The sequence below is a fragment of the Prescottella sp. R16 genome, from assembly GCF_030656875.1.
Lineage (GTDB): Bacteria > Actinomycetota > Actinomycetes > Mycobacteriales > Mycobacteriaceae > Prescottella.
Genome location: NZ_CP130943.1, coordinates 2023999 through 2049474, shown reverse-complemented (window position 1 = coordinate 2049474; position 25476 = coordinate 2023999). Strand labels below are relative to the sequence as shown.

The 25476-nt window shown below is 69.4% G+C and carries 21 protein-coding genes and 3 pseudogenes; 17 read left to right on the top strand and 7 right to left on the bottom strand.

The genetic code is table 11. The annotated features are described in order from the left end of the window. Window positions 1–8: 8 nt before the first annotated feature. From mihF (Q5696_RS09685) to Q5696_RS21450, 7 genes and pseudogenes are all read right to left on the bottom strand, one after another. A complete protein-coding gene (gene mihF / locus Q5696_RS09685; protein WP_007535578.1) occupies window positions 9–329 on the bottom strand; it encodes an integration host factor, actinobacterial type in 321 nt (106 codons plus the stop codon). Window positions 330–761: 432 nt separating this feature from the next. Beyond that, window positions 762–1598 (bottom strand): orotidine-5'-phosphate decarboxylase, encoded by an 837-nt coding sequence (gene pyrF / locus Q5696_RS09680; RefSeq protein WP_305094917.1) that lies wholly within the window; start codon window positions 1596–1598, stop codon window positions 762–764. Beyond that, window positions 1595–4939, bottom strand: a complete 3345-nt coding sequence (carB, locus tag Q5696_RS09675) for a carbamoyl-phosphate synthase large subunit (protein ID WP_305094916.1) — start codon at window positions 4937–4939, stop codon at window positions 1595–1597. The genes pyrF (Q5696_RS09680) and carB (Q5696_RS09675) overlap by 4 nt, the downstream gene beginning before the upstream one ends. Beyond that, window positions 4939–6096 carry a glutamine-hydrolyzing carbamoyl-phosphate synthase small subunit gene (gene carA / locus Q5696_RS09670; RefSeq protein WP_305094915.1) on the bottom strand — a complete coding sequence of 386 codons (1158 nt, stop codon included), beginning with the start codon at window positions 6094–6096 and terminating at the stop codon, window positions 4939–4941. The genes carB (Q5696_RS09675) and carA (Q5696_RS09670) overlap by 1 nt, the downstream gene beginning before the upstream one ends. Further along, on the bottom strand, window positions 6093–6635 hold the full coding sequence (locus Q5696_RS09665) for a PH-like domain-containing protein (RefSeq protein WP_305094914.1): 543 nt from the start codon (window positions 6633–6635) through the stop codon (window positions 6093–6095). Before Q5696_RS09665 ends, carA (Q5696_RS09670) begins: the two co-directional genes overlap by 4 nt. 2 nt (window positions 6636–6637) lie before the next feature. Then, window positions 6638–7961, bottom strand: a pseudogene (locus tag Q5696_RS09660) (dihydroorotase). Between the two features lie 68 nt (window positions 7962–8029). After that, window positions 8030–8134, bottom strand: a pseudogene (locus Q5696_RS21450) (aspartate carbamoyltransferase); the annotation flags it as partial. On the opposite strand from Q5696_RS21450, the gene Q5696_RS09655 reads away from it, so the two are divergent. The 17 genes and pseudogenes from Q5696_RS09655 to coaBC (Q5696_RS09575) all read left to right on the top strand — a co-directional run bounded on the left by Q5696_RS09655 (window position 8084) and on the right by coaBC (Q5696_RS09575) (window position 25447). After that, entirely contained in the window at window positions 8084–8236 is a 153-nt protein-coding gene (locus Q5696_RS09655) for a hypothetical protein (RefSeq protein WP_305095415.1), read from the top strand. The pseudogene Q5696_RS21450 and the gene Q5696_RS09655 overlap by 51 nt on opposite strands. 68 nt (window positions 8237–8304) lie before the next feature. Then, window positions 8305–9624 (top strand): dihydroorotase, encoded by a 1320-nt coding sequence (locus tag Q5696_RS09650; protein ID WP_305094913.1) that lies wholly within the window; start codon window positions 8305–8307, stop codon window positions 9622–9624. 2 nt (window positions 9625–9626) lie between these two features. Beyond that, window positions 9627–10168: pseudogene (locus Q5696_RS09645) on the top strand (PH-like domain-containing protein). After that, window positions 10165–11322, top strand: a complete 1158-nt coding sequence (carA, locus tag Q5696_RS09640; RefSeq protein WP_305094915.1) for a glutamine-hydrolyzing carbamoyl-phosphate synthase small subunit — start codon at window positions 10165–10167, stop codon at window positions 11320–11322. Before Q5696_RS09645 ends, carA (Q5696_RS09640) begins: the two are co-directional and overlap by 4 nt. Then, complete coding sequence (gene carB / locus Q5696_RS09635) at window positions 11322–14666, top strand: carbamoyl-phosphate synthase large subunit (protein ID WP_305094916.1); 3345 nt, start codon at window positions 11322–11324, stop codon at window positions 14664–14666. Before carA (Q5696_RS09640) ends, carB (Q5696_RS09635) begins: the two co-directional genes overlap by 1 nt. Next, a complete protein-coding gene (gene pyrF, locus Q5696_RS09630; protein WP_305094917.1) occupies window positions 14663–15499 on the top strand; it encodes an orotidine-5'-phosphate decarboxylase in 837 nt (278 codons plus the stop codon). The genes carB (Q5696_RS09635) and pyrF (Q5696_RS09630) overlap by 4 nt, the downstream gene beginning before the upstream one ends. A gap of 431 nt (window positions 15500–15930) precedes the next feature. Further along, window positions 15931–16251, top strand: a complete 321-nt coding sequence (mihF, locus tag Q5696_RS09625) for an integration host factor, actinobacterial type (protein ID WP_007535578.1) — start codon at window positions 15931–15933, stop codon at window positions 16249–16251. A gap of 61 nt (window positions 16252–16312) precedes the next feature. Further along, a complete protein-coding gene (gene gmk, locus Q5696_RS09620; RefSeq protein WP_305094918.1) occupies window positions 16313–16894 on the top strand; it encodes a guanylate kinase in 582 nt (193 codons plus the stop codon). Between the two features lie 85 nt (window positions 16895–16979). Continuing rightward, entirely contained in the window at window positions 16980–17258 is a 279-nt protein-coding gene (gene rpoZ / locus Q5696_RS09615) for a DNA-directed RNA polymerase subunit omega (RefSeq protein WP_305095213.1), read from the top strand. Further along, entirely contained in the window at window positions 17255–18532 is a 1278-nt protein-coding gene (gene coaBC / locus Q5696_RS09610) for a bifunctional phosphopantothenoylcysteine decarboxylase/phosphopantothenate--cysteine ligase CoaBC (protein WP_305094919.1), read from the top strand. The genes rpoZ (Q5696_RS09615) and coaBC (Q5696_RS09610) overlap by 4 nt, the downstream gene beginning before the upstream one ends. A 112-nt stretch (window positions 18533–18644) precedes the next feature. Beyond that, window positions 18645–19856 carry a methionine adenosyltransferase gene (gene metK / locus Q5696_RS09605; RefSeq protein WP_305094921.1) on the top strand — a complete coding sequence of 404 codons (1212 nt, stop codon included), beginning with the start codon at window positions 18645–18647 and terminating at the stop codon, window positions 19854–19856. A 62-nt stretch (window positions 19857–19918) separates the two neighbouring features. Next, the gene (locus Q5696_RS09600) at window positions 19919–21349 is read left to right on the top strand and encodes a primosomal protein N' family DNA-binding protein (protein ID WP_514131064.1); all 1431 of its coding nucleotides are present in this window, start codon (window positions 19919–19921) and stop codon (window positions 21347–21349) included. Then, a complete protein-coding gene (gene pyrF, locus Q5696_RS21560; RefSeq protein WP_514131063.1) occupies window positions 21349–22413 on the top strand; it encodes an orotidine-5'-phosphate decarboxylase in 1065 nt (354 codons plus the stop codon). The genes Q5696_RS09600 and pyrF (Q5696_RS21560) overlap by 1 nt, the downstream gene beginning before the upstream one ends. A gap of 432 nt (window positions 22414–22845) precedes the next feature. Then, window positions 22846–23166 (top strand): integration host factor, actinobacterial type, encoded by a 321-nt coding sequence (mihF, locus tag Q5696_RS09590; RefSeq protein WP_007535578.1) that lies wholly within the window; start codon window positions 22846–22848, stop codon window positions 23164–23166. A 61-nt stretch (window positions 23167–23227) separates the two neighbouring features. Beyond that, window positions 23228–23809, top strand: coding sequence for a guanylate kinase (gene gmk / locus Q5696_RS09585; protein WP_305094918.1), 582 nt, complete (start codon window positions 23228–23230; stop codon window positions 23807–23809). Window positions 23810–23894: 85 nt separating this feature from the next. Then, window positions 23895–24173: a DNA-directed RNA polymerase subunit omega gene (rpoZ, locus tag Q5696_RS09580; RefSeq protein ID WP_305095213.1), complete on the top strand. Its 279-nt coding sequence runs from the start codon at window positions 23895–23897 to the stop codon at window positions 24171–24173. Next, complete coding sequence (gene coaBC / locus Q5696_RS09575; protein ID WP_305094919.1) at window positions 24170–25447, top strand: bifunctional phosphopantothenoylcysteine decarboxylase/phosphopantothenate--cysteine ligase CoaBC; 1278 nt, start codon at window positions 24170–24172, stop codon at window positions 25445–25447. The genes rpoZ (Q5696_RS09580) and coaBC (Q5696_RS09575) overlap by 4 nt, the downstream gene beginning before the upstream one ends. Window positions 25448–25476: the final 29 nt, after the last annotated feature.

Sequence of the window (25476 nt, the reverse complement as noted above, 5' to 3'; positions counted from 1 at the left end):
CGTATTGCTCAGGCCTCGAAGTCGAAGCGAGCGAGCAGAGCCTTGCGCTGCCGATCGCCGAGGCCACGCAGGCGACGGGTCGGAGCGATCTCCAGCTCGGTCATGATCTCCTGTGCCTTGACCTTGCCGACCTTGGGCAGGGCTTCGAGCAGAGCCGACACCTTCATCTTGCCGAGGATCTCGTCCTCTTCGGCATCCTTCAGGACCTGCTTGAGGTCGGTGCCGCCGCGCTTGAGGCGCTCCTTGAGCTCAGCCCGGGCCTTGCGGGCGGCAGCCGCCTTCTCCAGAGCAGCAGCGCGCTGCTCGTCGGTCAACTGGGGAAGGGCCACGGTTCCTCCGTCTCGTCGTGTGCAATTCCAACATCACCCGGGTGGCCCGGGAGTGTCACATCCCCCGGATAACCAGGGGCGATAGCGACCGTACTCACGCAGGGCGACGATTGCTAACCCACCCCCCGGCGTCGACGCCGGATTCGGGTGGGTTATGCGCACATTCGCAGGTGCGTTCGATTCCTGCCGTCGCCGCACCCCCGGACCCCGCACCTCGGCCGACCCCATAGGCCTGCAGAAGACATCACCGCAGGTAGAACTGCATTTATCGAGACTGTGACCGATTCGGCGCAGCACCGGAGCGTGGCATGGACCACAGTCTGCGACGCGGTACCGGCCCGATCCGAAAAAAATTCCCGAAATCTGTACTGCCGCACACATCCACGCCCCCCGGGAACGACGGAGGCCGGGTGTGGCGGCCTCACCCGACCTCTAGGCCTGCAGGAACGCGAACGAGTCCACGGACCGCGAGACGGCCTCCTGCAGTGCCGCAACAGACGGTCCTGCCCGCAGCACCTCCCGCGAGACGTTGGGCACGACGGCGTGGAGGCAGTCGCCCGCGAGCCGGCGCACATCGTCCGCGGTACCGCCCTGCGCCCCCACCCCCGGCATGAGGATCGGCCCGTGCAGGCCGCTCAGATCCGGGGCGTCGGCGAGGGTGGCCCCGACCACCACACCGACCGAGCCGAGCACCTCGGCGCCGGCGTTGCGGGCGGCGGCCTCGTCGACCATCGTCTGGGCGACGGACCGGCCGTCCGCCGTCACCGACCGCTGCACCTGCGCACCCTCCGGGTTGGAGGTCGCGGCGAGCACGAACAGGCCGCCGTGGTTGCGTTCGGCCAGCTCGAGCACCGGATTCAACGACCCGAACCCGAGATACGGAGACACCGTCACCGCGTCGGATGCGAGCGGCGACCCGGCACCGAGCCACGCGCGGGCATACGCGTTCATCGTGGAGCCGATGTCACCGCGCTTGGCGTCGGCGACGACCAGCGTGCCGGCCTCACGCAACACCTCGATGATGCGTTCGAGGACCGCGACACCACCCGACCCGTACGCCTCGAAGAACGCGACCTGCGGCTTGACGAGCGCGACCCGGCCCACGAACGCCTCGACGCACAGCTCACCGAACTTCTCGAGCCCGTCGACGTCGTCGGTGAGGCCCCAGGACTGCAACAGCTCGGGGTGCGGGTCGATGCCGACGCACAACGGACCGTGCCGGCGCATCGCCGCGGCCAGCCGCGCCCCGAACGTCGTGTCGGACGTCATTTCCGGTCGTCCCCCGCATCACGCAGCCCGGCGTGCAGTTCCTGCAGCGACTGGACGCCGATGTCGCCGCGCAGCGCCGCCTCGATGCCCTGGACGGCCGCGGACGCGCCCTGCACGGTGGTGATGCACGGAACGGACTTGCCGACCGCGGCAGCACGGATCTCGTAGCCGTCGACACGCGGACCGGAGTTGCCGTACGGCGTGTTGATCACCATGTCGACCTCACCGGCCTCGATCTGGTCGACGATGGTGCGCGCGCCCTCGGGCAGGTCCTCACCGGACTGCTTGTGCACCCGCTCGCACGTGATGCCGTTGCGGCGCAGCACGTCCGCGGTGCCGTCGGTGGCCAGGATCCGGAAACCCAGGTCGGCGAGCCGCTTGACCGGGAAGATCAGCGACCGCTTGTCCTTGTTGGCGACCGAGACGAACACGGCGCCGCTGGTGGGCAGCGACCCGTACGACGCGGTCTGGCTCTTCGCGAACGCGGTACCGAAGTCCGCATCGATGCCCATGACCTCGCCCGTGGACTTCATCTCCGGGCTCAGGAGCGTGTCGATGCGGGTGCCGTCGGCGCGACGGAACCGGTTGAACGGCAGGACCGCTTCCTTGACGGCGACGGGGGCGTCGACCGGCGTGGTGCCGCCGTCGCCCTCGGCCGGCAGGATGCCCGAGGCACGCAGATCGGCGATCGACTCGCCCATCATGACGCGGGCACAGGCCTTCGCGAGCTGCACGGCGGTGGCCTTCGAGACGAACGGCACCGTCCGCGACGCACGCGGGTTGGCCTCGAGGACGTACAGGATGTCGTCCTTGAGCGCGTACTGCACGTTGAGCAGTCCCTTGACGCCGATACCCTTCGCGAGCGCCTCGGTGGAGCGGCGCACGTTCTCGATATCGGTGCGGCCCAGCGTGATCGGGGGCAGGGCGCATGCCGAGTCGCCGGAGTGGATACCGGCCTCCTCGATGTGCTCCATGATGCCGCCGAGGTACACCTCGTCGCCGTCGCACAGGGCGTCGACGTCGATCTCCACCGCGTCCTCGAGGAAGCGGTCGACCAGCACCGGCCGGTCGTCGGAGATCTCGGTGGCACGGGAGATGTAGTTCTCCAGCGACTTCTCGTCGTACACGATCTCCATGCCGCGGCCGCCGAGGACATACGACGGGCGCACCAGCACCGGGTAGCCGATCCCGGACGCGATGTCGCGCGCCCCCTCGAACGTGGTGGCGGTGCCGAACTTCGGCGCGGGCAGGCCGGCCTCGGTGAGGACGCGACCGAACTCGCCACGATCCTCGGCCAGGTCGATGGCCTCGGGGCTGGTGCCCACGATCGGCACACCGGCCGCCTCGAGGCGCTTGGCCAGGCCGAGCGGGGTCTGGCCACCGAGCTGGACGATGACGCCGGCGACGGTGCCGGACAGGCTCTCGGCGCGGTACACCTCGAGGACGTCCTCGAACGTCAGCGGCTCGAAGTACAGGCGGTCGGCGGTGTCGTAGTCGGTCGACACGGTCTCGGGGTTGCAGTTGACCATGACGGTCTCGTAGCCGGCCTCGGACAGCGTCTGCGCGGCGTGCACACACGAGTAGTCGAACTCGATGCCCTGGCCGATCCGGTTCGGGCCCGAGCCGAGGATGAGGACCTTGGGGCGCTCGGTCTGCGGCGCGACCTCGGTCTCGGCGTCGGGATCGAGCTCGTACGTCGAGTAGTGGTACGGGGTCTTGGCCTCGAACTCGGCGGCGCACGTGTCGACGGTCTTGTAGACCGGGTGCACGTTCAGCTCGGTGCGCAGCGCACGCACCGCGTCCTCGGAGTCGAACTGCTGCGGGCGCAGCGCCGCGATCTGGCGGTCGGAGAAGCCGTGGTGCTTGGTGAACCGCAGTTCGGTCTCACCGAAGGTGTCGGCGGAGCGGACCGTGGCCCCCAGCTCGACGATCTGCTGCATCTGGTCGAGGAACCACGGATCGATCGCGGTCGCGTCGAACAGCTGCTCGACCGTCGCACCCAGCTCGAGGGCCTGGGCGATCTGGTACATGCGGCCGTCGGTCGGGACCTTGATCGCCTCGAGCAGCTCGTCCAAGGTGCCCTCGACCTCGGGCCCGGTCCAGTAGCCGGCCCGCTTGGTCTCCAGCGAGCGCATGACCTTGCCGAACGCCTCGGTGAAGTTGCGGCCGATCGACATGGCCTCACCGACGGACTTCATCGTGGTGGTCAGCGTGCCGTCGGCGCCGGGGAACTTCTCGAACGCGAAGCGCGGGGCCTTGACGACGACGTAGTCGAGCGTCGGCTCGAAGCAGGCCGGCGTCTCCTTGGTGATGTCGTTGACGATCTCGTCGAGGGTGTAGCCGATGGCCAGCTTGGCGGCCATCTTCGCGATCGGGTAGCCGGTGGCCTTCGAGGCCAGCGCCGACGACCGCGACACGCGCGGGTTCATCTCGATGACGACCAGACGGCCGTCGCGCGGATCCATCGCGAACTGGATGTTGCAGCCACCGGTGTCGACGCCGACCTCGCGCAGGATGTCGATCGAGAGATCGCGCATCTTCTGGTATTCGCGGTCGGTGAGGGTCATCGCCGGGGCGACGGTCACCGAGTCGCCGGTGTGCACACCGACCGGGTCGACGTTCTCGATCGAGCAGACGATCACGACGTTGTCGCGGCCGTCGCGCATCAGCTCGAGCTCGTACTCCTTCCACCCGAGGATGGACTCCTCGATCAGGACGTTCGCGGTGGGCGACGCGGCCAGGCCGCCGCCGGCGATGCGCTCGAGGTCGGCCTCGTCGTACGCCATGCCGGAGCCGAGGCCACCCATGGTGAACGACGGGCGCACGACCACCGGGTAGCCGAGTTCGGCAACGGTGGCCTTGACCTCGTCCATCGTGTAGCAGACCCGCGAGCGGGCGGACTCGCCACCACACTTCTCGACGATGTCCTTGAACTTCTGGCGGTCCTCACCGCGCTGGATCGCGTCGAAGTCGGCGCCGATCAGTTCGACGTCGTACTTCTCCAGGATGCCCTGCTCGTGCAGTGCGACCGCGGTGTTCAGGGCCGTCTGTCCGCCGAGCGTCGCCAGCACGGCATCGATCGGCGTGCCCTTGGCCTTCTCACGGGCGATGACCTTCTCGACGAAGTCGGCGGTGATCGGCTCGACGTAGGTGGAGTCGGCGAACTCGGGGTCCGTCATGATCGTGGCCGGGTTGGAGTTGACCAGCGACACCCGCAGTCCCTCCTCGCGGAGGACGCGGCACGCCTGCGTGCCCGAGTAGTCGAACTCGCAGGCCTGGCCGATGACGATCGGGCCGGACCCGATCACCAGGATGTGGGAGAGATCGGTACGACGTGGCATTAGTTCTTGTCTCCCTCGAGCAGGCTGGCGAAACGGTCGAACAGGTAGGACGCGTCGTGCGGGCCGGACGCGGCCTCGGGGTGGTACTGCACGGAGAACGCGCGGTCGTCGAGCAGGCGCACACCCTCGACGGCGCCGTCGTTGGCGCAGGTGTGGCTGATGACGGCGCGGCCGAACGGGGTGTCGAACTCCTGGCCGGCCTCCCCTTCCAGGGCGAAGCCGTGGTTCTGGGCGGTGATCGCGATACGCCCGGTGGCGTGCTCGACGACGGGGATGTTGATGCCCCGGTGCCCGAACTTCATCTTGTAGGTGTTCAGTCCCAGCGCGCGGCCGAGGATCTGGTTGCCGAAGCAGATGCCGAACAACGGGATGCCCTGGCCGAGGATCTCCTTGGTCAGGTGGACCGTGTCGTCCGCGGTCGCCGGGTCACCGGGGCCGTTGGACAGGAAGACACCGTCGGCCTTCAGGTCGAGCAGGTCGTGCAGCGTCGTCTTCGCCGGCAGCACGTGCACCCGCATACCGCGCTCGGCGAACATCTGCGGGGTGCTCGACTTGATACCCAGGTCGATCGCGGCGACGGTGTAGCGGACCTCGCCCTTCGGCTCGATGATGTAGCCGCCGGGCGTGGTGACCTCGGCGGTGAGGTTCAGGCCGAGCATCGACGGCTGGCCCTTGACCCGCTCGAGCAGGACGTCGACGTCGGCCAGCGCGTCACCGGAGAAGATGCCGGCGCGCATCGAGCCGCGGGTGCGCAGGTGGCGGACCAGCGCACGGGTGTCGATGCCGGCGATACCGACGACGCCCTGCCGGACCAGTTCGTCCTGCAGCGAGCCGGTCGCCCGCCAGTTGGAGGTCACGCGGGAGGGGTCGCGGACCACGTAGCCGGCCACCCAGATCCGGGACCCGGCGGGGTCGCCGTCCCGCCCGACCGACTCGTTGTCCTCGTCGTTCCAGCCGGTGTTGCCGATCTGAGGTGCCGTCGACACCACGATCTGCCGGTGGTAGCTGGGGTCGGTGAGGGTCTCCTGGTAGCCGGTCATGCCGGTGCTGAAGACCGCTTCCCCGAGGGTCTGTCCCACCGCACCGAAGCTGGTGCCGCGGAAGACCCGGCCGTCCTCGAGAACCAGGACCGCCATATTGCTGTCAAAGGCGCTCATGCGTCTTCTCCGTTCTGCTCGACCTCACCAGAGCCCGCCGCATTCGCTGAATCGTCACTGCTTGTCTCACGTACCCATACCGGGTACATCGTCTTGTCGTCGCCACGGAATCCCGTGTCGATCTCGGTGCCGGTGGGCAACTCCCACCGGATCACCAGGACCCCGTCCTTCGTCATCACCTTCCCGGCGAGCCCCCGCTCGGTCCGGATCGCCCGGATCGATTCGTTCGGGATCCAGATCGCCGACGCGCCGTCGCGTTCGAGGAGGATGCCGCGGGTCCACCGGCTCAGTTCACCGGTGGCCCGGAAACCGATGTCGCCCACCGCGATCCGGTCCTGCCAGCTCGGGGCCATCGTGCTGCCCACGTACAGGCCGGTGCTCGGCGCGATCAGCTGCTCACCCAGGTCGGTCGGAACCGCGGGCAGTTTCCCGATCCGATCGGACTGGCGGGCCGCCCGACCCTTCCAACCGCGGTACATCAGGAACACCAGCAGCACCCACACCGCGATGCAGCCGACCACCCACAGGAGTCGTGCCATCGTCAACGCACCTCTTCCCGTGTCCGCACCACACCGTCACGAGCCGTGATCCGCCCCCGCAGCACGGTGGTCGTGACCTTCGCGGGCAACGTCATCGCCTCGTACGGCGTGTTGTTCGCCACCGACGCCAGAGCCGGGCCGTGTACCGTCCACTCGGCGTCCGGGTCGATCAGCACCAGGTTCGCCGGCTCCCCCACCGCGATCGGACGGCCCTGGTCGTCGAGACCGGTGATCTCGGCGGGCCGCTCGCTCATGACGCGGGCGACGCCGCGCCAGTCCAGCAGGCCGGGACGCACCATCGTCTCCACCACGATCGACAGCGCCGTCTCGAGGCCGAGCATGCCCGGACGGGCCTGCGCGAACTCGCAGCACTTGTCCTGCTCCGCATGCGGGGCGTGATCGGTGGCGACACAGTCGATGATGCCCTCGGCCAGACCGCGGCGCAGCGCAGCGACGTCCGACGCCTCCCGCAGCGGCGGGTTGACCTTGTTGACGGCGTCGTACGTCTCGAGACGGGAGTCGTCGAGCAGCAGGTGGTGCGGGGTGACCTCCGCGGTGATCGCAATGCCCTGACTGCGGGCCCACTTCACGAGTTCCACGGATCCGGCCGTCGATGCGTGGCAGATGTGGACGCGGGCACCGGCGTCGCGGGCGAGCAGCGCGTCCCGCGCCACGATCGACTCCTCCGCGGCGCGCGGCCAGCCGGCCAGACCCAGCCGGGCCGCGGTGGGACCCTCGTGCGCGACCGCACCGGCGGTGAGCCGCGGCTCCTCCGCATGCTGCGCGATCAGCACACCCAGCGACGCCGAGTACTCCAGCGCCCGGCGCATGATCAGCGGGTCGTACACGCAGTGGCCGTCGTCGGAGAACACCTTGACCTTGCCGACACCGGCGGCCATCGTCGCCATCTCGGCGAGCTGCTTGCCCTCGAGCCCGACGGTGACGGCACCGACCGGGTGCACATCGACCAGGCCGACCTCCTGGCCGCGGCGCCACACGTGGTCGGTGATCACCGCGGTGTCGGCGACCGGGCTGGTGTTCGCCATCGCGAACACCGCGGTGTACCCGCCGAGTGCTGCCGCCGCCGACCCGGTGTCGATGGTCTCGGTGTCCTCGCGGCCGGGCTCACGCAGATGCGTGTGCATGTCCACGAAACCGGGCAGCAGGATCTGGCCCGCGCCGTCGATCACCTCGACGGCACCGGCGGCCGCCAGCCCCGGGCCGATCTCGAGGATCTGCCCGCCCGTCCCCGATCAGCACGTCGGTCGGCTCGCCCTCCCCGTACACCAGAACGTTCTCGATCAACACGTTCCCGCTCGCGGACATGTGCGGCGCCACCTTCTTCTCGTTACTCGTCGTAGTCGTGTTCGTTGTCGCTGTCGCGTCCCGATCGCTCACGCGACCTCATCCGTTCCCACCAGCAACCGGAACAGGACCGCCATCCGCACGTGGACACCGTTCGTGACCTGCTGCAGGACAGCCGTTTTCGGTCCACGTGCGGATTCACCGAAACGGCTGTCCTGCAGCAGGTCACGAACGGTGTCCACGTGCGGATGGCGGTCCTGTTCCGGTTGCTGGTGGGAACGGATGAGGTCGCGTGAGCGATCGGGACGCGACAGCGACAACGAACACGACTACGACGAGTAACGAGAAGAAGGTGGCGCCGCACATGTCCGCGAGCGGGAACGTGTTGATCGAGAACGTTCTGGTGTACGGGGAGGGCGAGCCGACCGACGTGCTGATCGGGGACGGGCAGATCCTCGAGATCGGCCCGGGGCTGGCGGCCGCCGGTGCCGTCGAGGTGATCGACGGCGCGGGCCAGATCCTGCTGCCCGGTTTCGTGGACATGCACACGCATCTGCGTGAGCCCGGCCGCGAGGACACCGAGACCATCGACACCGGGTCGGCGGCGGCAGCACTCGGCGGGTACACCGCGGTGTTCGCGATGGCGAACACCAGCCCGGTCGCCGACACCGCGGTGATCACCGACCACGTGTGGCGCCGCGGCCAGGAGGTCGGCCTGGTCGATGTGCACCCGGTCGGTGCCGTCACCGTCGGGCTCGAGGGCAAGCAGCTCGCCGAGATGGCGACGATGGCCGCCGGTGTCGGCAAGGTCAAGGTGTTCTCCGACGACGGCCACTGCGTGTACGACCCGCTGATCATGCGCCGGGCGCTGGAGTACTCGGCGTCGCTGGGTGTGCTGATCGCGCAGCATGCGGAGGAGCCGCGGCTCACCGCCGGTGCGGTCGCGCACGAGGGTCCCACCGCGGCCCGGCTGGGTCTGGCCGGCTGGCCGCGCGCCGCGGAGGAGTCGATCGTGGCGCGGGACGCGCTGCTCGCCCGCGACGCCGGTGCCCGCGTCCACATCTGCCACGCATCGACGGCCGGATCCGTGGAACTCGTGAAGTGGGCCCGCAGTCAGGGCATTGCGATCACCGCGGAGGTCACCCCGCACCACCTGCTGCTCGACGACTCCCGTCTCGAGACGTACGACGCCGTCAACAAGGTCAACCCGCCGCTGCGGGAGGCGTCGGACGTCGCTGCGCTGCGCCGCGGTCTGGCCGAGGGCATCATCGACTGTGTCGCCACCGATCACGCCCCGCATGCGGAGCAGGACAAGTGCTGCGAGTTCGCGCAGGCCCGTCCGGGCATGCTCGGCCTCGAGACGGCGCTGTCGATCGTGGTGGAGACGATGGTGCGTCCCGGCCTGCTGGACTGGCGCGGCGTCGCCCGCGTCATGAGCGAGCGGCCCGCCGAGATCACCGGTCTCGACGACCAGGGCCGTCCGATCGCGGTGGGGGAGCCGGCGAACCTGGTGCTGATCGACCCGGACGCCGAGTGGACGGTACACGGCCCGGCTCTGGCGTCGGTGGCGAACAACACGCCGTACGAGGCGATGACGTTGCCCGCGAAGGTCACGACCACCGTGCTGCGGGGGCGGATCACGGCTCGTGACGGTGTGGTGCGGACACGGGAAGAGGTGCGTTGACGATGGCACGACTCCTGTGGGTGGTCGGCTGCATCGCGGTGTGGGTGCTGCTGGTGTTCCTGATGTACCGCGGTTGGAAGGGTCGGGCGGCCCGCCAGTCCGATCGGATCGGGAAACTGCCGCGGTTCCGACCGACCTGGGTGAGCAGCTGATCGCGCCGAGCACCGGCCTGTACGTGGGCAGCACGATGGCCCCGAGCTGGCAGGACCGGATCGCGGTGGGCGACATCGGTTTCCGGGCCACCGGTGAACTGAGCCGGTGGACCCGCGGCATCCTCCTCGAACGCGACGGCGCGTCGGCGATCTGGATCCCGAACGAATCGATCCGGGCGATCCGGACCGAGCGGGGGCTCGCCGGGAAGGTGATGACGAAGGACGGGGTCCTGGTGATCCGGTGGGAGTTGCCCACCGGCACCGAGATCGACACGGGATTCCGTGGCGACGACAAGACGATGTACCCGGTATGGGTACGTGAGACAAGCAGTGACGATTCAGCGAATGCGGCGGGCTCTGGTGAGGTCGAGCAGAACGGAGAAGACGCATGAGCGCCTTTGACAGCAATATGGCGGTCCTGGTTCTCGAGGACGGCCGGGTCTTCCGCGGCACCAGCTTCGGTGCGGTGGGACAGACCCTCGGGGAAGCGGTCTTCAGCACCGGCATGACCGGCTACCAGGAGACCCTCACCGACCCCAGCTACCACCGGCAGATCGTGGTGTCGACGGCACCTCAGATCGGCAACACCGGCTGGAACGACGAGGACAACGAGTCGGTCGGGCGGGACGGCGACCCCGCCGGGTCCCGGATCTGGGTGGCCGGCTACGTGGTCCGCGACCCCTCCCGCGTGACCTCCAACTGGCGGGCGACCGGCTCGCTGCAGGACGAACTGGTCCGGCAGGGCGTCGTCGGTATCGCCGGCATCGACACCCGTGCGCTGGTCCGCCACCTGCGCACCCGCGGCTCGATGCGCGCCGGCATCTTCTCCGGTGACGCGCTGGCCGACGTCGACGTCCTGCTCGAGCGGGTCAAGGGCCAGCCGTCGATGCTCGGCCTGAACCTCACCGCCGAGGTCACCACGCCCGGCGGCTACATCATCGAGCCGAAGGGCGAGGTCCGCTACACCGTCGCCGCGATCGACCTGGGTATCAAGTCGAGCACCCCGCAGATGTTCGCCGAGCGCGGTATGCGGGTGCACGTGCTGCCGGCGAAGACGACGCTGCACGACCTGCTCGACCTGAAGGCCGACGGTGTCTTCCTGTCCAACGGCCCCGGTGACCCGGCGACCGCGGACGACACGGTCCACCTGACCAAGGAGATCCTCGGCCAGGGCATCCCGTTGTTCGGCATCTGCTTCGGCAACCAGATCCTCGGCCGCGCGCTGGGACTGAACACCTACAAGATGAAGTTCGGGCACCGGGGCATCAACATCCCCGTCGTCGAGCACGCCACCGGGCGTATCGCGATCACCGCCCAGAACCACGGCTTCGCCCTGGAAGGGGAGGCCGGCCAGGAGTTCGACACCCCGTTCGGCCGCGCCGTCATCAGCCACACCTGCGCCAACGACGGCGCCGTCGAGGGTGTGCGCCTGCTCGACGACCGCGCGTTCTCCGTGCAGTACCACCCCGAGGCCGCGTCCGGCCCGCACGACGCGTCCTACCTGTTCGACCGTTTCGCCAGCCTGCTCGAGGGAGACAAGAACTAATGCCACGTCGTACCGATCTCTCCCACATCCTGGTGATCGGGTCCGGCCCGATCGTCATCGGCCAGGCCTGCGAGTTCGACTACTCGGGCACGCAGGCGTGCCGCGTCCTCCGCGAGGAGGGACTGCGGGTGTCGCTGGTCAACTCCAACCCGGCCACGATCATGACGGACCCCGAGTTCGCCGACTCCACCTACGTCGAGCCGATCACCGCCGACTTCGTCGAGAAGGTCATCGCCCGTGAGAAGGCCAAGGGCACGCCGATCGATGCCGTGCTGGCGACGCTCGGCGGACAGACGGCCCTGAACACCGCGGTCGCACTGCACGAGCAGGGCATCCTGGAGAAGTACGACGTCGAACTGATCGGCGCCGACTTCGACGCGATCCAGCGCGGTGAGGACCGCCAGAAGTTCAAGGACATCGTCGAGAAGTGTGGTGGCGAGTCCGCCCGCTCGCGGGTCTGCTACACGATGGACGAGGTCAAGGCCACCGTTGCCGAACTCGGCTACCCGGTGGTCGTGCGCCCGTCGTTCACCATGGGTGGCCTCGGCTCCGGCATGGCGTACGACGAGGCCGACCTCGAGCGCATCGCCGGCGGCGGCCTGGCCGCGTCGCCCACCGCGAACGTCCTGATCGAGGAGTCCATCCTCGGGTGGAAGGAGTACGAGCTCGAGCTGATGCGCGACGGCCGCGACAACGTCGTGATCGTCTGCTCGATCGAGAACGTCGACCCGGTCGGTGTGCACACCGGCGACTCGGTGACCGTCGCCCCGGCGATGACCCTCACCGACCGCGAATACCAGAAGATGCGCGATCTCTCGATCGACATCCTGCGCGAGGTCGGCGTCGACACCGGTGGCTGCAACATCCAGTTCGCGATGGATCCGCGCGACGGCCGTCTGGTCGTCATCGAGATGAACCCGCGCGTGTCGCGGTCGTCGGCGCTGGCCTCGAAGGCCACCGGCTACCCGATCGCGAAGATGGCCGCCAAGCTGGCCATCGGCTACACCCTCGACGAGATCGTCAACGACATCACCAAGGAGACGCCGGCCTGCTTCGAGCCGACGCTCGACTACGTCGTCGTCAAGGCCCCGCGCTTCGCGTTCGAGAAGTTCCCCGGCGCCGACGGCACGCTGACCACCACGATGAAGTCCGTCGGTGAGGCCATGTCGATCGGCCGCAACTTCACCGAGGCGTTCGGCAAGGTCATGCGCTCGCTGGAGACCAAGCGGGCCGGCTACTGGACCGGGCCCGAGGTCGAGGGCACCTTGGACGAGCTGCTCGAGGCGATCAAGGTCCCGACCGACGGCCGCATGTACCAGATCGCCCAGGCCCTCGAGCTGGGTGCGACGGTCGAGCAGCTGTTCGACGCGACCGCGATCGATCCGTGGTTCCTCGACCAGATGCAGCAGATCGTCGAGCTGGGGGCCACGGTCCGCTCCGCCGACACCTTCGGTGAGACCGAACTGCGGTTCACCAAGCACCACGGCTTCTCCGACCGCCAGATCGCGGCGCTGCGCCCGCAGCAGTTCGACTCCGAGGACGCGGTGCGTGCGCTGCGCACCGAGCTGAACGTGCACCCGGTCTACAAGACCGTCGACACGTGCGCCGCCGAGTTCGAGGCCAAGACCCCGTACCACTACTCGACGTACGAGCTCGATCCCGACGCCGAGACCGAGGTCGCGCCGCAGACCGAGCGCCCCAAGGTCCTCATCCTCGGCTCGGGCCCGAACCGGATCGGCCAGGGCATCGAGTTCGACTACTCGTGTGTGCACGCCGCGCAGACGCTGTCCGAGGCCGGCTACGAGACCGTCATGGTCAACTGCAACCCCGAGACCGTGTCGACCGACTACGACACCGCCGACCGCCTGTACTTCGAGCCGCTGACGTTCGAGGACGTCCTCGAGGTGTACCGCGCCGAGAGCCTGTCCGGCACCGTCGCCGGCGTCATCGTCCAGCTCGGTGGCCAGACCCCGCTCGGCCTGGCCAAGCGCCTCGAGGCGGCCGGTGTGCCGATCGTGGGCACCAGCCCCGAGGCCATCGACCTGGCCGAGGATCGTGGCGAGTTCGGTCGCGTCCTCACCGAGGCCGGCCTGCCCGCGCCGAAGTTCGGCACCGCCACCACGTTCGAGGGGGCGCGCGACATCGCGTCCGGGATCGGCTACCCGGTGCTGGTGCGCCCGTCGTATGTCCTCGGCGGCCGCGGCATGGAGATCGTGTACGACGAGAAGTCGCTGGAGAACTACATCTCCCGTGCCACCGAGATCTCCGACGACCGGCCGGTGCTGGTCGACCGCTTCCTCGAGGACGCGGTGGAGATCGACGTCGACGCCCTGTGCGACGGCGACGAGGTGTACCTCGGCGGCATCATGGAGCACATCGAGGAGGCCGGTATCCACTCCGGCGACTCGGCATGCGCCCTGCCCCCGATCACGCTGGGCCGCACCGATATCGAGAACGTGCGCCGCTCCACCGAGGCGCTCGCGAAGGGTATCGGCGTCAAGGGACTGCTCAACGTGCAGTACGCGCTCAAGGACGACATCCTGTACGTCCTCGAGGCCAACCCGCGTGCGTCGCGGACGGTGCCGTTCGTCTCGAAGGCCACCGCCGTGCAGCTCGCGAAGGCCTGTGCCCGCGTCATGATGGGCGAGTCGATCGCCGATCTGCGTGCCTCGGGCATCCTGCCGGCCGAGGGCGACGGCGGCACCACGCCGGTCGACGCCCCCGTCGCCGTCAAGGAAGCGGTCCTGCCGTTCAACCGGTTCCGTCGCGCCGACGGCACCCGCATCGACACGCTCCTGAGCCCGGAGATGAAGTCCACGGGCGAGGTCATGGGCATCGATGCGGACTTCGGTACCGCGTTCGCGAAGAGCCAGACCGCGTCGTACGGGTCGCTGCCCACCAGCGGCGCCGTGTTCGTCTCGGTCGCCAACAAGGACAAGCGGTCGCTGATCTTCCCGGTCAAGCGGCTCGCCGACCTGGGTTTCCGGATCCTGGCCACCGACGGCACCGCGGACGTGCTGCGCCGCAACGGCATCACGTGCGAGCGGGTGCACAAGCAGTCCGGTGAGGACCTGCCCGAGGGCGCGCGCACCATCGTCGACCAGATCGAGGCCGGTGAGGTCGACATGGTGATCAACACGCCGTACGGCAACTCCGGTCCGCGTGTCGACGGCTACGAGATCCGTGCTGCCGCGGTCGGCAAGTCCGTTCCGTGCATCACCACCGTGCAGGGCGCGTCCGCGGCCGTCCAGGGCATCGAGGCGGCGCTGCGCGGCGACATCGGCGTCCAGTCGCTGCAGGAACTGCACGCCGGGCTGCGTGATGCGGGGGACGACCGGAAATGACGTCCGACACGACGTTCGGGGCGCGGCTGGCCGCGGCGATGCGCCGGCACGGTCCGTTGTGCGTCGGCATCGACCCGCACCCCGAGCTGTTGCAGTCCTGGGGCCTCACCGACGACGTCGACGGGCTCGAGAAGTTCGGTGAGCTGTGCGTCGAGGCGTTCGTGGGCCGGGTCGCGCTCGTCAAGCCGCAGGTCGCGTTCTTCGAGGCGTACGGGTCGGGTGGTGTCGCGGTCCTCGAACGCATCATCGAGGTGTTGCGTGAGGCCGGCACGCTGGTCGTCGCCGACGCCAAGCGCGGTGACATCGGCTCCACGATGAACGCGTATGCCCGCGCGTGGCTCGGTGCCGGGTCGCCGCTCGCATCCGACGCGGTGACGGTGTCTCCGTATCTCGGGTTCGGGTCGTTGAATCCGGTGCTCGAGCTGGCCGAACGCAACCACGGCGGCCTGTTCGTGCTCGCCGCGACCTCCAACCCGGAGGGTGCGCAGGTGCAGCGGTCGGTGACGGCGGACGGCCGGTCCGTCGCCCAGACGATGGTCGACGAGGCCGCCGCCCGCAACGCCGGCGCCGAGGTGCTCGGCTCGGTCGGTGTGGTGGTCGGGGCCACCCTCGCCGACGCCCCGGATCTGAGCGGCCTGCACGGGCCGATCCTCATGCCGGGGGTGGGGGCGCAGGGCGGTACCGCGGACGATGTGCGCCGGCTCGCGGGCGACTGCCTCCACGCCGTCGTGCCCAACGTCTCGCGGGAGGTGCTGCGGGCAGGACCGTCTGTTGCGGCACTGCAGGAGGCCGTCTCGCGGTCCGTGGACTCGTTCGCGTTCCTGCAGGCCTAGAGGTCGGGTGAGGCCGCCACACCCGGCCTCCGTCGTTCCCGGGGGGCGTGGATGTGTGCGGCAGTACAGATTTCGGGAATTTTTTTCGGATCGGGCCGGTACCGCGTCGCAGACTGTGGTCCATGCCACGCTCCGGTGCTGCGCCGAATCGGTCACAGTCTCGATAAATGCAGTTCTACCTGCGGTGATGTCTTCTGCAGGCCTATGGGGTCGGCCGAGGTGCGGGGTCCGGGGGTGCGGCGACGGCAGGAATCGAACGCACCTGCGAATGTGCGCATAACCCACCCGAATCCGGCGTCGACGCCGGGGGTGGGTTAGCAATCGTCGCCCTGCGTGAGTACGGTCGCTATCGCCCCTGGTTATCCGGGGGATGTGACACTCCCGGGCCACCCGGGTGATGTTGGAATTGCACACGACGAGACGGAGGAACCGTGGCCCTTCCCCAGTTGACCGACGAGCAGCGCGCTGCTGCTCTGGAGAAGGCGGCTGCCGCCCGCAAGGCCCGGGCTGAGCTCAAGGAGCGCCTCAAGCGCGGCGGCACCGACCTCAAGCAGGTCCTGAAGGATGCCGAAGAGGACGAGATCCTCGGCAAGATGAAGGTGTCGGCTCTGCTCGAAGCCCTGCCCAAGGTCGGCAAGGTCAAGGCACAGGAGATCATGACCGAGCTGGAGATCGCTCCGACCCGTCGCCTGCGTGGCCTCGGCGATCGGCAGCGCAAGGCTCTGCTCGCTCGCTTCGACTTCGAGGCCTGAGCAATACGTGACTGCTGACGCACAACAGGTGTCAGGCGGTGCGGCCGCCGCGGGAACGACCGTGAGTGGCGACGCAGTGCGGAGGGGTCGGCTGGTAGTACTGGCCGGCCCCTCGGCCGTCGGCAAGTCCAGCGTCGTCCGGCTGCTGCGTGAGCGCATGCCCGAGGTGGTCTTCAGCGTCTCGGCGACCACGCGTGATCCGCGACCGGGCGAGGTGGACGGCCAGGACTACCACTTCGTGACGCGCGCCGAGTTCGACCGCATGATCGACGCCGGTGAACTGCTCGAGTGGGCGGACATCCACGGCGGACTGCAGCGGTCCGGCACCCCGGCCGGTCCGGTGCACCGGGCCCTCGCCGAAGGCAAGCCGGTCCTGCTCGAGGTCGACCTCGTCGGCGCTCGCTCGGTGCGGGCCGCGATGCCCGAGGCCGTGCTCACGTTCATGGCGCCGCCCAGCTGGGAGGTGCTGGTGTCCCGGCTGACCGGCCGCGGAACCGAACCGGCCGACGTCGTCGAACGCCGGCTGCAGACCGCCGAGGTCGAGTTGGCCGCACAGGACGAGTTCGACACCGTCATCGTCAACGAGGATGTCGGACGGGCGTGCGACGAGTTGGTATCCTTGTTGGTCGGACGTCAGCCGTGACCGGCGTCGTCCCCCTTTTCGGCATTCAATGTGGGACTTCCGAGTCCAGTTCAGGAGTAACCGAGTGAGCAGCACCGAAGCAGCCGTGTCCGACGTCCGTGGCACTCTGCCCGCCTACGACACCCCGCTCGGCATCACCAACCCGCCGATCGACGAGCTGCTCGAGCGCACCTCGTCGAAGTACGCGCTGGTCATCTACTCGGCCAAGCGAGCCCGTCAGATCAACGACTACTACAACCAGCTCGGTGACGGCATCCTCGAATACGTGGGCCCGCTCGTCGAGCCGGGTCTGCAGGAGAAGCCGCTGTCGATCGCGCTGCGCGAGATCCACGCCGATCTGCTCGAGCACACCGAAGGCGAGTGAGCGCCACCGCGCCCGTGTCCGAACGGGAGCCCGGGACACCGCGGCGGATCGTCGTCGGTGTCGGCGGCGGTATCGCCGCCTACAAGAGCTGTGCCCTGATCCGCAGCTTCACCGAGAGCGGACACCGGGTGCGGGTGATCCCCACCGAGGCCGCACTCCGGTTCGTCGGCCGCGCCACGTTCGAGGCACTGTCCGGCAACCCGGTCGACACCGGGGTGTTCGAGGACGTCCCGGAGGTCGCCCACGTGCGCCTCGGCCAGGAGGCCGACCTCGTGGTCATCGCCCCCGCCACCGCCGACCTCATGGCCCGGGCGGTGGCCGGGCGGGCCGACGACCTGCTCACCGCGACCCTGCTGACGGCCCGATGTCCCGTCGTGTTCGCGCCCGCGATGCACACCGAGATGTGGGAGCATCCCGCGACGGTGTCGAACGTCGCGACGTTGCGGGAACGCGGCAACATCGTGATCGAACCCGCGTCCGGCCGGCTCACCGGCAAGGACACCGGGGCGGGACGGCTGCCGGAACCGGAGGAGATCTTCGGTCTGGCGTCGCTGCTGCTCGAGCGTGCGTCCGCGTTGCCGCGGGATCTCGTCGGCCGACGTGTCGTCGTCTCGGCCGGTGGTACCCGCGAACCCCTCGACCCGGTCCGGTACCTCGGTAACCGCAGTTCCGGCAAGCAGGGGTACGCGATCGCCCGGCTGGCGGCGCAGCGCGGTGCCGACGTCACCCTGATCGCCGGCGCGACCGCCGAACTGGCCGATCCGGCCGCGGTGACCGTCGTGCACGTGCGGACGGCGCAGCAGATGCACGACGCCGTCGCGACGCATGCGGCCGGCGCGGACGCGGTGATCATGTCGGCGGCCGTCGCCGATTTCCGGCCCGCCACCGTCGCCACCGACAAGATCAAGAAGGGGGCCGGGGAACCGGACTCCATTCCGTTGATCAAAAACCCTGACATTCTCGCCGGTCTCGTGCAGGCTCGACGGGACGGCACCCTCGCGGCCGACACCGCGATCGTCGGATTCGCGGCCGAGACCGGGGATGCGTCGGGAAGTGTTCTCGACCATGCGCGCACGAAACTGGCGCGCAAGGGCTGCGATCTTCTCGTGGTCAACGCGGTCGGTGACGGCAAGGCGTTCGAGGTCGACCACAACGACGGCTGGCTTCTCGGTGCCGACGGCACCGAGACGGCCATCGAACCGGGATCGAAGTCGCTCATGGCGAGTCGCGTGCTCGACGCGGTCGTCGGACTGCTTCCTGCAGTGTCGAAGTAGCACACGAATCCTCGTGTCACTTCGTGGGACGCGTTCCTGGCACGGGTGTGGTGTGCGGTATTCAATAGAAGTAAGCAGAAACGTAATGGCGTAAGTGTCGAGAGGGAGATCTGTGAGCACGTCCGGCAAGCGGCTATTCACCAGTGAGTCCGTGACCGAGGGTCACCCGGACAAGATCTGTGATGCCATCAGTGACTCCATTCTCGATGCGATGCTCGAGGCCGATCCGCGCAGCCGGGTCGCGGTCGAGACCCTGGTGACGACCGGACAGGTGCACGTCGCGGGCGAGGTCACGACCTCCGCGTACGTCGACATCCCGAAGATCGTGCGCGACGTGGTCCTCGAGATCGGCTACGACTCGTCGGCCAAGGGTTTCGACGGCAACTCGTGTGGCGTCAACATCGCGATCGGTGCGCAGTCGCCGGAGATCGCGCAGGGCGTCGACCACTCGCACGAGGCGCGGGTCGGCGGGGTCACCGACGACGAACTCGATCGGCAGGGTGCCGGTGACCAGGGCCTGATGTTCGGGTACGCGTGCACCGACACGCCCGAGCTGATGCCGCTGCCGATCGCGCTCGCGCATCGGTTGTCGCGCCGGCTCACCGAGGTCCGCAAGACCGGGGTGCTGCCGTACCTGCGTCCCGACGGCAAGACCCAGGTCACCATCGAGTACGACGGCGACCGCCCGGTCCGCCTCGACACGGTCGTCATCTCCACGCAGCACGCCGCGGACATCGACCTGGACAATCTGCTGACCCCGGATCTGCGGGAGAAGGTGCTCGGCCACGTGCTGTCCGAGCTCGACATCGACCTGGACACCTCGGATGTGCGCCTGCTGGTCAACCCGACCGGCAAGTTCGTCCTCGGTGGCCCGATGGGCGACGCGGGTCTGACGGGCCGCAAGATCATCGTCGACACGTACGGCGGCATGGCCCGTCACGGCGGCGGCGCGTTCTCGGGCAAGGATCCGTCGAAGGTGGACCGCAGCGCCGCGTACGCGATGCGTTGGGTCGCCAAGAACGCGATCGCGGCCGGACTGGCGGACCGCATCGAGGTGCAGGTCGCGTACGCGATCGGCAAGGCCGCCCCGGTCGGCCTGTTCGTCGAGGCGTTCGGCACCGAGAAGGTCGACGTCGCCACCATCCAGAACGCGATCAGCGAGGTGTTCGATCTGCGTCCGGGTGCGATCATCCGCGACCTGGATCTGCTGCGCCCGATCTACGCGGCCACCGCCGCGTACGGCCACTTCGGCCGCACCGACGTCGATCTGCCGTGGGAGCGCACCGACCGCGCCGAGAAGCTCCGCGCGGCCGCCGGTCTGTAGCCCCGGCCCCGAGAGTCGGCCCCCTGACCGGCACCGAGAAGGCAGCGGCAGCACAGGCGCCCGTGGCGCGCGTGCTGCCGCTGCTTCCGGTTGCGCATCTCGACCGCGAGTTCGACTACCTGATCCCCGCGGACCTCGACGAGCAGGCCCGGCCCGGGGTACGGGTGCGGGTGCGGTTCTCGGGACGCCTCGTCGACGGTTTCCTGCTCGAGCGTCGGGACTCCAGCGAGCATCGCGGACGGTTGGCGTGGCTCGACCGGATCGTGTCCGCCGAACAGGTCCTCACCCCGGAGGTGCGCCGCCTGGTCGACGCCGTCGCCGACCGGTATGCCGGCACCCGCGCGGACGTGCTCCGGTTGGCGATCCCGCCGCGGCACGCCAAGGTCGAGGCCGAGACGCCCGATCCGGTTCCGCCGCCCGAACGTCCGACGGTGGACGCGGACGCGTGGGCGTCGTACGTGCACGGCGGCAACTTCGTCGACGCCCTCGCCGCCGGCCGCAGCCCGCGGGCCGTCTGGCAGGCCCTGCCCGGCGAGGACTGGTGTCTGCGCCTGGCCGAACTCGCCGGGGTGGTGGCGTCGTCCGGCCGCGGTGTCGTGCTGGTCGTCCCCGATCAGCGTGACCTCGACCGGCTCGTCGCGGCATGCGAAAACCTGCTCGGCGCACAGCATGTCGTGGGACTCGCCGCCGGGCTGGGGCCGTCCGCACGGTACCGGCGCTGGCTCGCGGCGCTGCGCGGCACCGCCCGCGTCGTCGTCGGCACCCGGGCCTCGGTGTTCGCGCCGACCCCCGACCTCGGCCTGATCGTCGTGTGGGACGACGGCGACTCGAGCCTGTCCGAGCCGCGGTCCCCGTATCCGCACGCGCGGGAGGTGGCACTGCTGCGGGCGCACACTGCCGGATGCGCCGTCGTCGTCGCCGGGCACGCCCGGACCGCGGAAGCACAGGCACTCGTCGAATCCGGGTGGGCGCACGATCTCGTCGCCGCCCGGGACACCGTCCGCGCCCGATCCCCGAAGATCACCGCGCTCGCCGACAGCGATCAGGCCCTCGCCCGCGATCCCGGGGCTCGGGCCGCCCGGCTGCCGGCGATCGCGTTCGCCGCGGCCCGGCAGGCCCTTGCCGCGGGATCGGGTGTGCTGGTGCAGGTTCCGCGCCGCGGCTACGTACCGTCGCTCGCGTGCGCCAAGTGTCGAGCCCCCGCCCGTTGCCGGCGCTGCAACGGCCCCCTCGCACTGCCCGCAGCCGCCGGACCCGACGGGCCGGCTCCCCGACGTGCAAGTGGTGCGGCGTCGCCGACACGGGCCACCGCTGCCACGCGTGTGGCGCCCGCGCCCTGCGGGCCGTCGTCGTCGGGGCCGGCCGCACCGCCGAGGAGCTGGGACGTGCCTTCGCCGGCGTCGCCGTCCACACGTCCGGCGGATCCGACGTCAAGGCCGAGATCGAGGCGGGCCCGAAACTGGTCGTCGCGACCGTCGGCGCCGAACCGGTGATGCCCGGCGGCTACGGCGCCGCGTTGCTGCTCGACGGTTGGGCGCTGCTCGGCCGCGCCGACCTGCGTGCTGCCGAGGAGACGCTGCGCCGGTGGATGACGGCGTCGACGCTGGTCCGTTCCCACCGCGACGGCGGCCAGGTCGTGGTCGTCGCCGATTCCGGGATCCCCACCGTGCAGGCGCTGGTGCGCTGGGACCCGGTGTGGCATGCCCGCGCCCAGCTCGCCGAACGCGCCGAGGTCGGCTTCCCGCCGGCCGTGCACCTGGCCGCCGTCGACGGCACCGCGGTGTCCGTCACCGATCTGCTGGACGCGACCGTCCTGCCCGACGGCGCCGAACTGCTCGGCCCGGTACCGCTGCCGCCGGGGAGCGGCTGCCGTTCGCGAGCGACGAACCCGAACCCGACGACGTCCAGCGGATGCTCGTCCGGGTGCCGCGCGGCGCCGGCGCGCGCTGGCCCGGGCGCTCGCCGATGCGCAGGCCGTGCGCAGTGCGAAACGCACGCCGGGGCCGGTGCGGGTGCAGGTCGATCCGTTGCGGATCGGCTAGCCGTGCGGCCCGGGGACCTCGCCGACGGTCCCCGGTGCAGCAACGGCGACGCGGTGACGGTGTCTCCGTATCTCGGGTTCGGGTCGTTGAATCCGGTGCTCGAGCTGGCCGAACGCAACCACGGCGGCCTGTTCGTGCTCGCCGCGACCTCCAACCCGGAGGGTGCGCAGGTGCAGCGGTCGGTGACGGCGGACGGCCGGTCCGTCGCCCAGACGATGGTCGACGAGGCCGCCGCCCGCAACGCCGGCGCCGAGGTGCTCGGCTCGGTCGGTGTGGTGGTCGGGGCCACCCTCGCCGACGCCCCGGATCTGAGCGGCCTGCACGGGCCGATCCTCATGCCGGGGGTGGGGGCGCAGGGCGGTACCGCGGACGATGTGCGCCGGCTCGCGGGCGACTGCCTCCACGCCGTCGTGCCCAACGTCTCGCGGGAGGTGCTGCGGGCAGGACCGTCTGTTGCGGCACTGCAGGAGGCCGTCTCGCGGTCCGTGGACTCGTTCGCGTTCCTGCAGGCCTAGAGGTCGGGTGAGGCCGCCACACCCGGCCTCCGTCGTTCCCGGGGGGCGTGGATGTGTGCGGCAGTACAGATTTCGGGAATTTTTTTCGGATCGGGCCGGTACCGCGTCGCAGACTGTGGTCCATGCCACGCTCCGGTGCTGCGCCGAATCGGTCACAGTCTCGATAAATGCAGTTCTACCTGCGGTGATGTCTTCTGCAGGCCTATGGGGTCGGCCGAGGTGCGGGGTCCGGGGGTGCGGCGACGGCAGGAATCGAACGCACCTGCGAATGTGCGCATAACCCACCCGAATCCGGCGTCGACGCCGGGGGGTGGGTTAGCAATCGTCGCCCTGCGTGAGTACGGTCGCTATCGCCCCTGGTTATCCGGGGGATGTGACACTCCCGGGCCACCCGGGTGATGTTGGAATTGCACACGACGAGACGGAGGAACCGTGGCCCTTCCCCAGTTGACCGACGAGCAGCGCGCTGCTGCTCTGGAGAAGGCGGCTGCCGCCCGCAAGGCCCGGGCTGAGCTCAAGGAGCGCCTCAAGCGCGGCGGCACCGACCTCAAGCAGGTCCTGAAGGATGCCGAAGAGGACGAGATCCTCGGCAAGATGAAGGTGTCGGCTCTGCTCGAAGCCCTGCCCAAGGTCGGCAAGGTCAAGGCACAGGAGATCATGACCGAGCTGGAGATCGCTCCGACCCGTCGCCTGCGTGGCCTCGGCGATCGGCAGCGCAAGGCTCTGCTCGCTCGCTTCGACTTCGAGGCCTGAGCAATACGTGACTGCTGACGCACAACAGGTGTCAGGCGGTGCGGCCGCCGCGGGAACGACCGTGAGTGGCGACGCAGTGCGGAGGGGTCGGCTGGTAGTACTGGCCGGCCCCTCGGCCGTCGGCAAGTCCAGCGTCGTCCGGCTGCTGCGTGAGCGCATGCCCGAGGTGGTCTTCAGCGTCTCGGCGACCACGCGTGATCCGCGACCGGGCGAGGTGGACGGCCAGGACTACCACTTCGTGACGCGCGCCGAGTTCGACCGCATGATCGACGCCGGTGAACTGCTCGAGTGGGCGGACATCCACGGCGGACTGCAGCGGTCCGGCACCCCGGCCGGTCCGGTGCACCGGGCCCTCGCCGAAGGCAAGCCGGTCCTGCTCGAGGTCGACCTCGTCGGCGCTCGCTCGGTGCGGGCCGCGATGCCCGAGGCCGTGCTCACGTTCATGGCGCCGCCCAGCTGGGAGGTGCTGGTGTCCCGGCTGACCGGCCGCGGAACCGAACCGGCCGACGTCGTCGAACGCCGGCTGCAGACCGCCGAGGTCGAGTTGGCCGCACAGGACGAGTTCGACACCGTCATCGTCAACGAGGATGTCGGACGGGCGTGCGACGAGTTGGTATCCTTGTTGGTCGGACGTCAGCCGTGACCGGCGTCGTCCCCCTTTTCGGCATTCAATGTGGGACTTCCGAGTCCAGTTCAGGAGTAACCGAGTGAGCAGCACCGAAGCAGCCGTGTCCGACGTCCGTGGCACTCTGCCCGCCTACGACACCCCGCTCGGCATCACCAACCCGCCGATCGACGAGCTGCTCGAGCGCACCTCGTCGAAGTACGCGCTGGTCATCTACTCGGCCAAGCGAGCCCGTCAGATCAACGACTACTACAACCAGCTCGGTGACGGCATCCTCGAATACGTGGGCCCGCTCGTCGAGCCGGGTCTGCAGGAGAAGCCGCTGTCGATCGCGCTGCGCGAGATCCACGCCGATCTGCTCGAGCACACCGAAGGCGAGTGAGCGCCACCGCGCCCGTGTCCGAACGGGAGCCCGGGACACCGCGGCGGATCGTCGTCGGTGTCGGCGGCGGTATCGCCGCCTACAAGAGCTGTGCCCTGATCCGCAGCTTCACCGAGAGCGGACACCGGGTGCGGGTGATCCCCACCGAGGCCGCACTCCGGTTCGTCGGCCGCGCCACGTTCGAGGCACTGTCCGGCAACCCGGTCGACACCGGGGTGTTCGAGGACGTCCCGGAGGTCGCCCACGTGCGCCTCGGCCAGGAGGCCGACCTCGTGGTCATCGCCCCCGCCACCGCCGACCTCATGGCCCGGGCGGTGGCCGGGCGGGCCGACGACCTGCTCACCGCGACCCTGCTGACGGCCCGATGTCCCGTCGTGTTCGCGCCCGCGATGCACACCGAGATGTGGGAGCATCCCGCGACGGTGTCGAACGTCGCGACGTTGCGGGAACGCGGCAACATCGTGATCGAACCCGCGTCCGGCCGGCTCACCGGCAAGGACACCGGGGCGGGACGGCTGCCGGAACCGGAGGAGATCTTCGGTCTGGCGTCGCTGCTGCTCGAGCGTGCGTCCGCGTTGCCGCGGGATCTCGTCGGCCGACGTGTCGTCGTCTCGGCCGGTGGTACCCGCGAACCCCTCGACCCGGTCCGGTACCTCGGTAACCGCAGTTCCGGCAAGCAGGGGTACGCGATCGCCCGGCTGGCGGCGCAGCGCGGTGCCGACGTCACCCTGATCGCCGGCGCGACCGCCGAACTGGCCGATCCGGCCGCGGTGACCGTCGTGCACGTGCGGACGGCGCAGCAGATGCACGACGCCGTCGCGACGCATGCGGCCGGCGCGGACGCGGTGATCATGTCGGCGGCCGTCGCCGATTTCCGGCCCGCCACCGTCGCCACCGACAAGATCAAGAAGGGGGCCGGGGAACCGGACTCCATTCCGTTGATCAAAAACCCTGACATTCTCGCCGGTCTCGTGCAGGCTCGACGGGACGGCACCCTCGCGGCCGACACCGCGATCGTCGGATTCGCGGCCGAGACCGGGGATGCGTCGGGAAGTGTTCTCGACCATGCGCGCACGAAACTGGCGCGCAAGGGCTGCGATCTTCTCGTGGTCAACGCGGTCGGTGACGGCAAGGCGTTCGAGGTCGACCACAACGACGGCTGGCTTCTCGGTGCCGACGGCACCGAGACGGCCATCGAACCGGGATCGAAGTCGCTCATGGCGAGTCGCGTGCTCGACGCGGTCGTCGGACTGCTTCCTGCAGTGTCGAAGTAGCACACGAATCCTCGTGTCACTTCGTGGGA

Bases quoted from the DNA above. Each gene is read 5' to 3' on its own strand.
- carB (WP_305094916.1), bottom strand. From the start codon at position 4,939: ATGCCACGTCGTACCGATCTCTCCCACATCCTGGTGATCGGGTCCGGC.
- Q5696_RS09665 (WP_305094914.1), bottom strand. From the start codon at position 6,635: ATGGCACGACTCCTGTGGGTGGTCGGCTGCATCGCGGTGTGGGTGCTG.
- pyrF (WP_305094917.1), bottom strand. From the start codon at position 1,598: ATGACGTCCGACACGACGTTCGGGGCGCGGCTGGCCGCGGCGATGCGC.
- Q5696_RS09650 (WP_305094913.1), top strand. From the start codon at position 8,305: ATGTCCGCGAGCGGGAACGTGTTGATCGAGAACGTTCTGGTGTACGGG.
- carA (WP_305094915.1), bottom strand. From the start codon at position 6,096: ATGAGCGCCTTTGACAGCAATATGGCGGTCCTGGTTCTCGAGGACGGC.
- carB (WP_305094916.1), top strand. From the start codon at position 11,322: ATGCCACGTCGTACCGATCTCTCCCACATCCTGGTGATCGGGTCCGGC.
- pyrF (WP_305094917.1), top strand. From the start codon at position 14,663: ATGACGTCCGACACGACGTTCGGGGCGCGGCTGGCCGCGGCGATGCGC.
- pyrF (WP_514131063.1), top strand. From the start codon at position 21,349: ATGCCCGGCGGCTACGGCGCCGCGTTGCTGCTCGACGGTTGGGCGCTG.
- carA (WP_305094915.1), top strand. From the start codon at position 10,165: ATGAGCGCCTTTGACAGCAATATGGCGGTCCTGGTTCTCGAGGACGGC.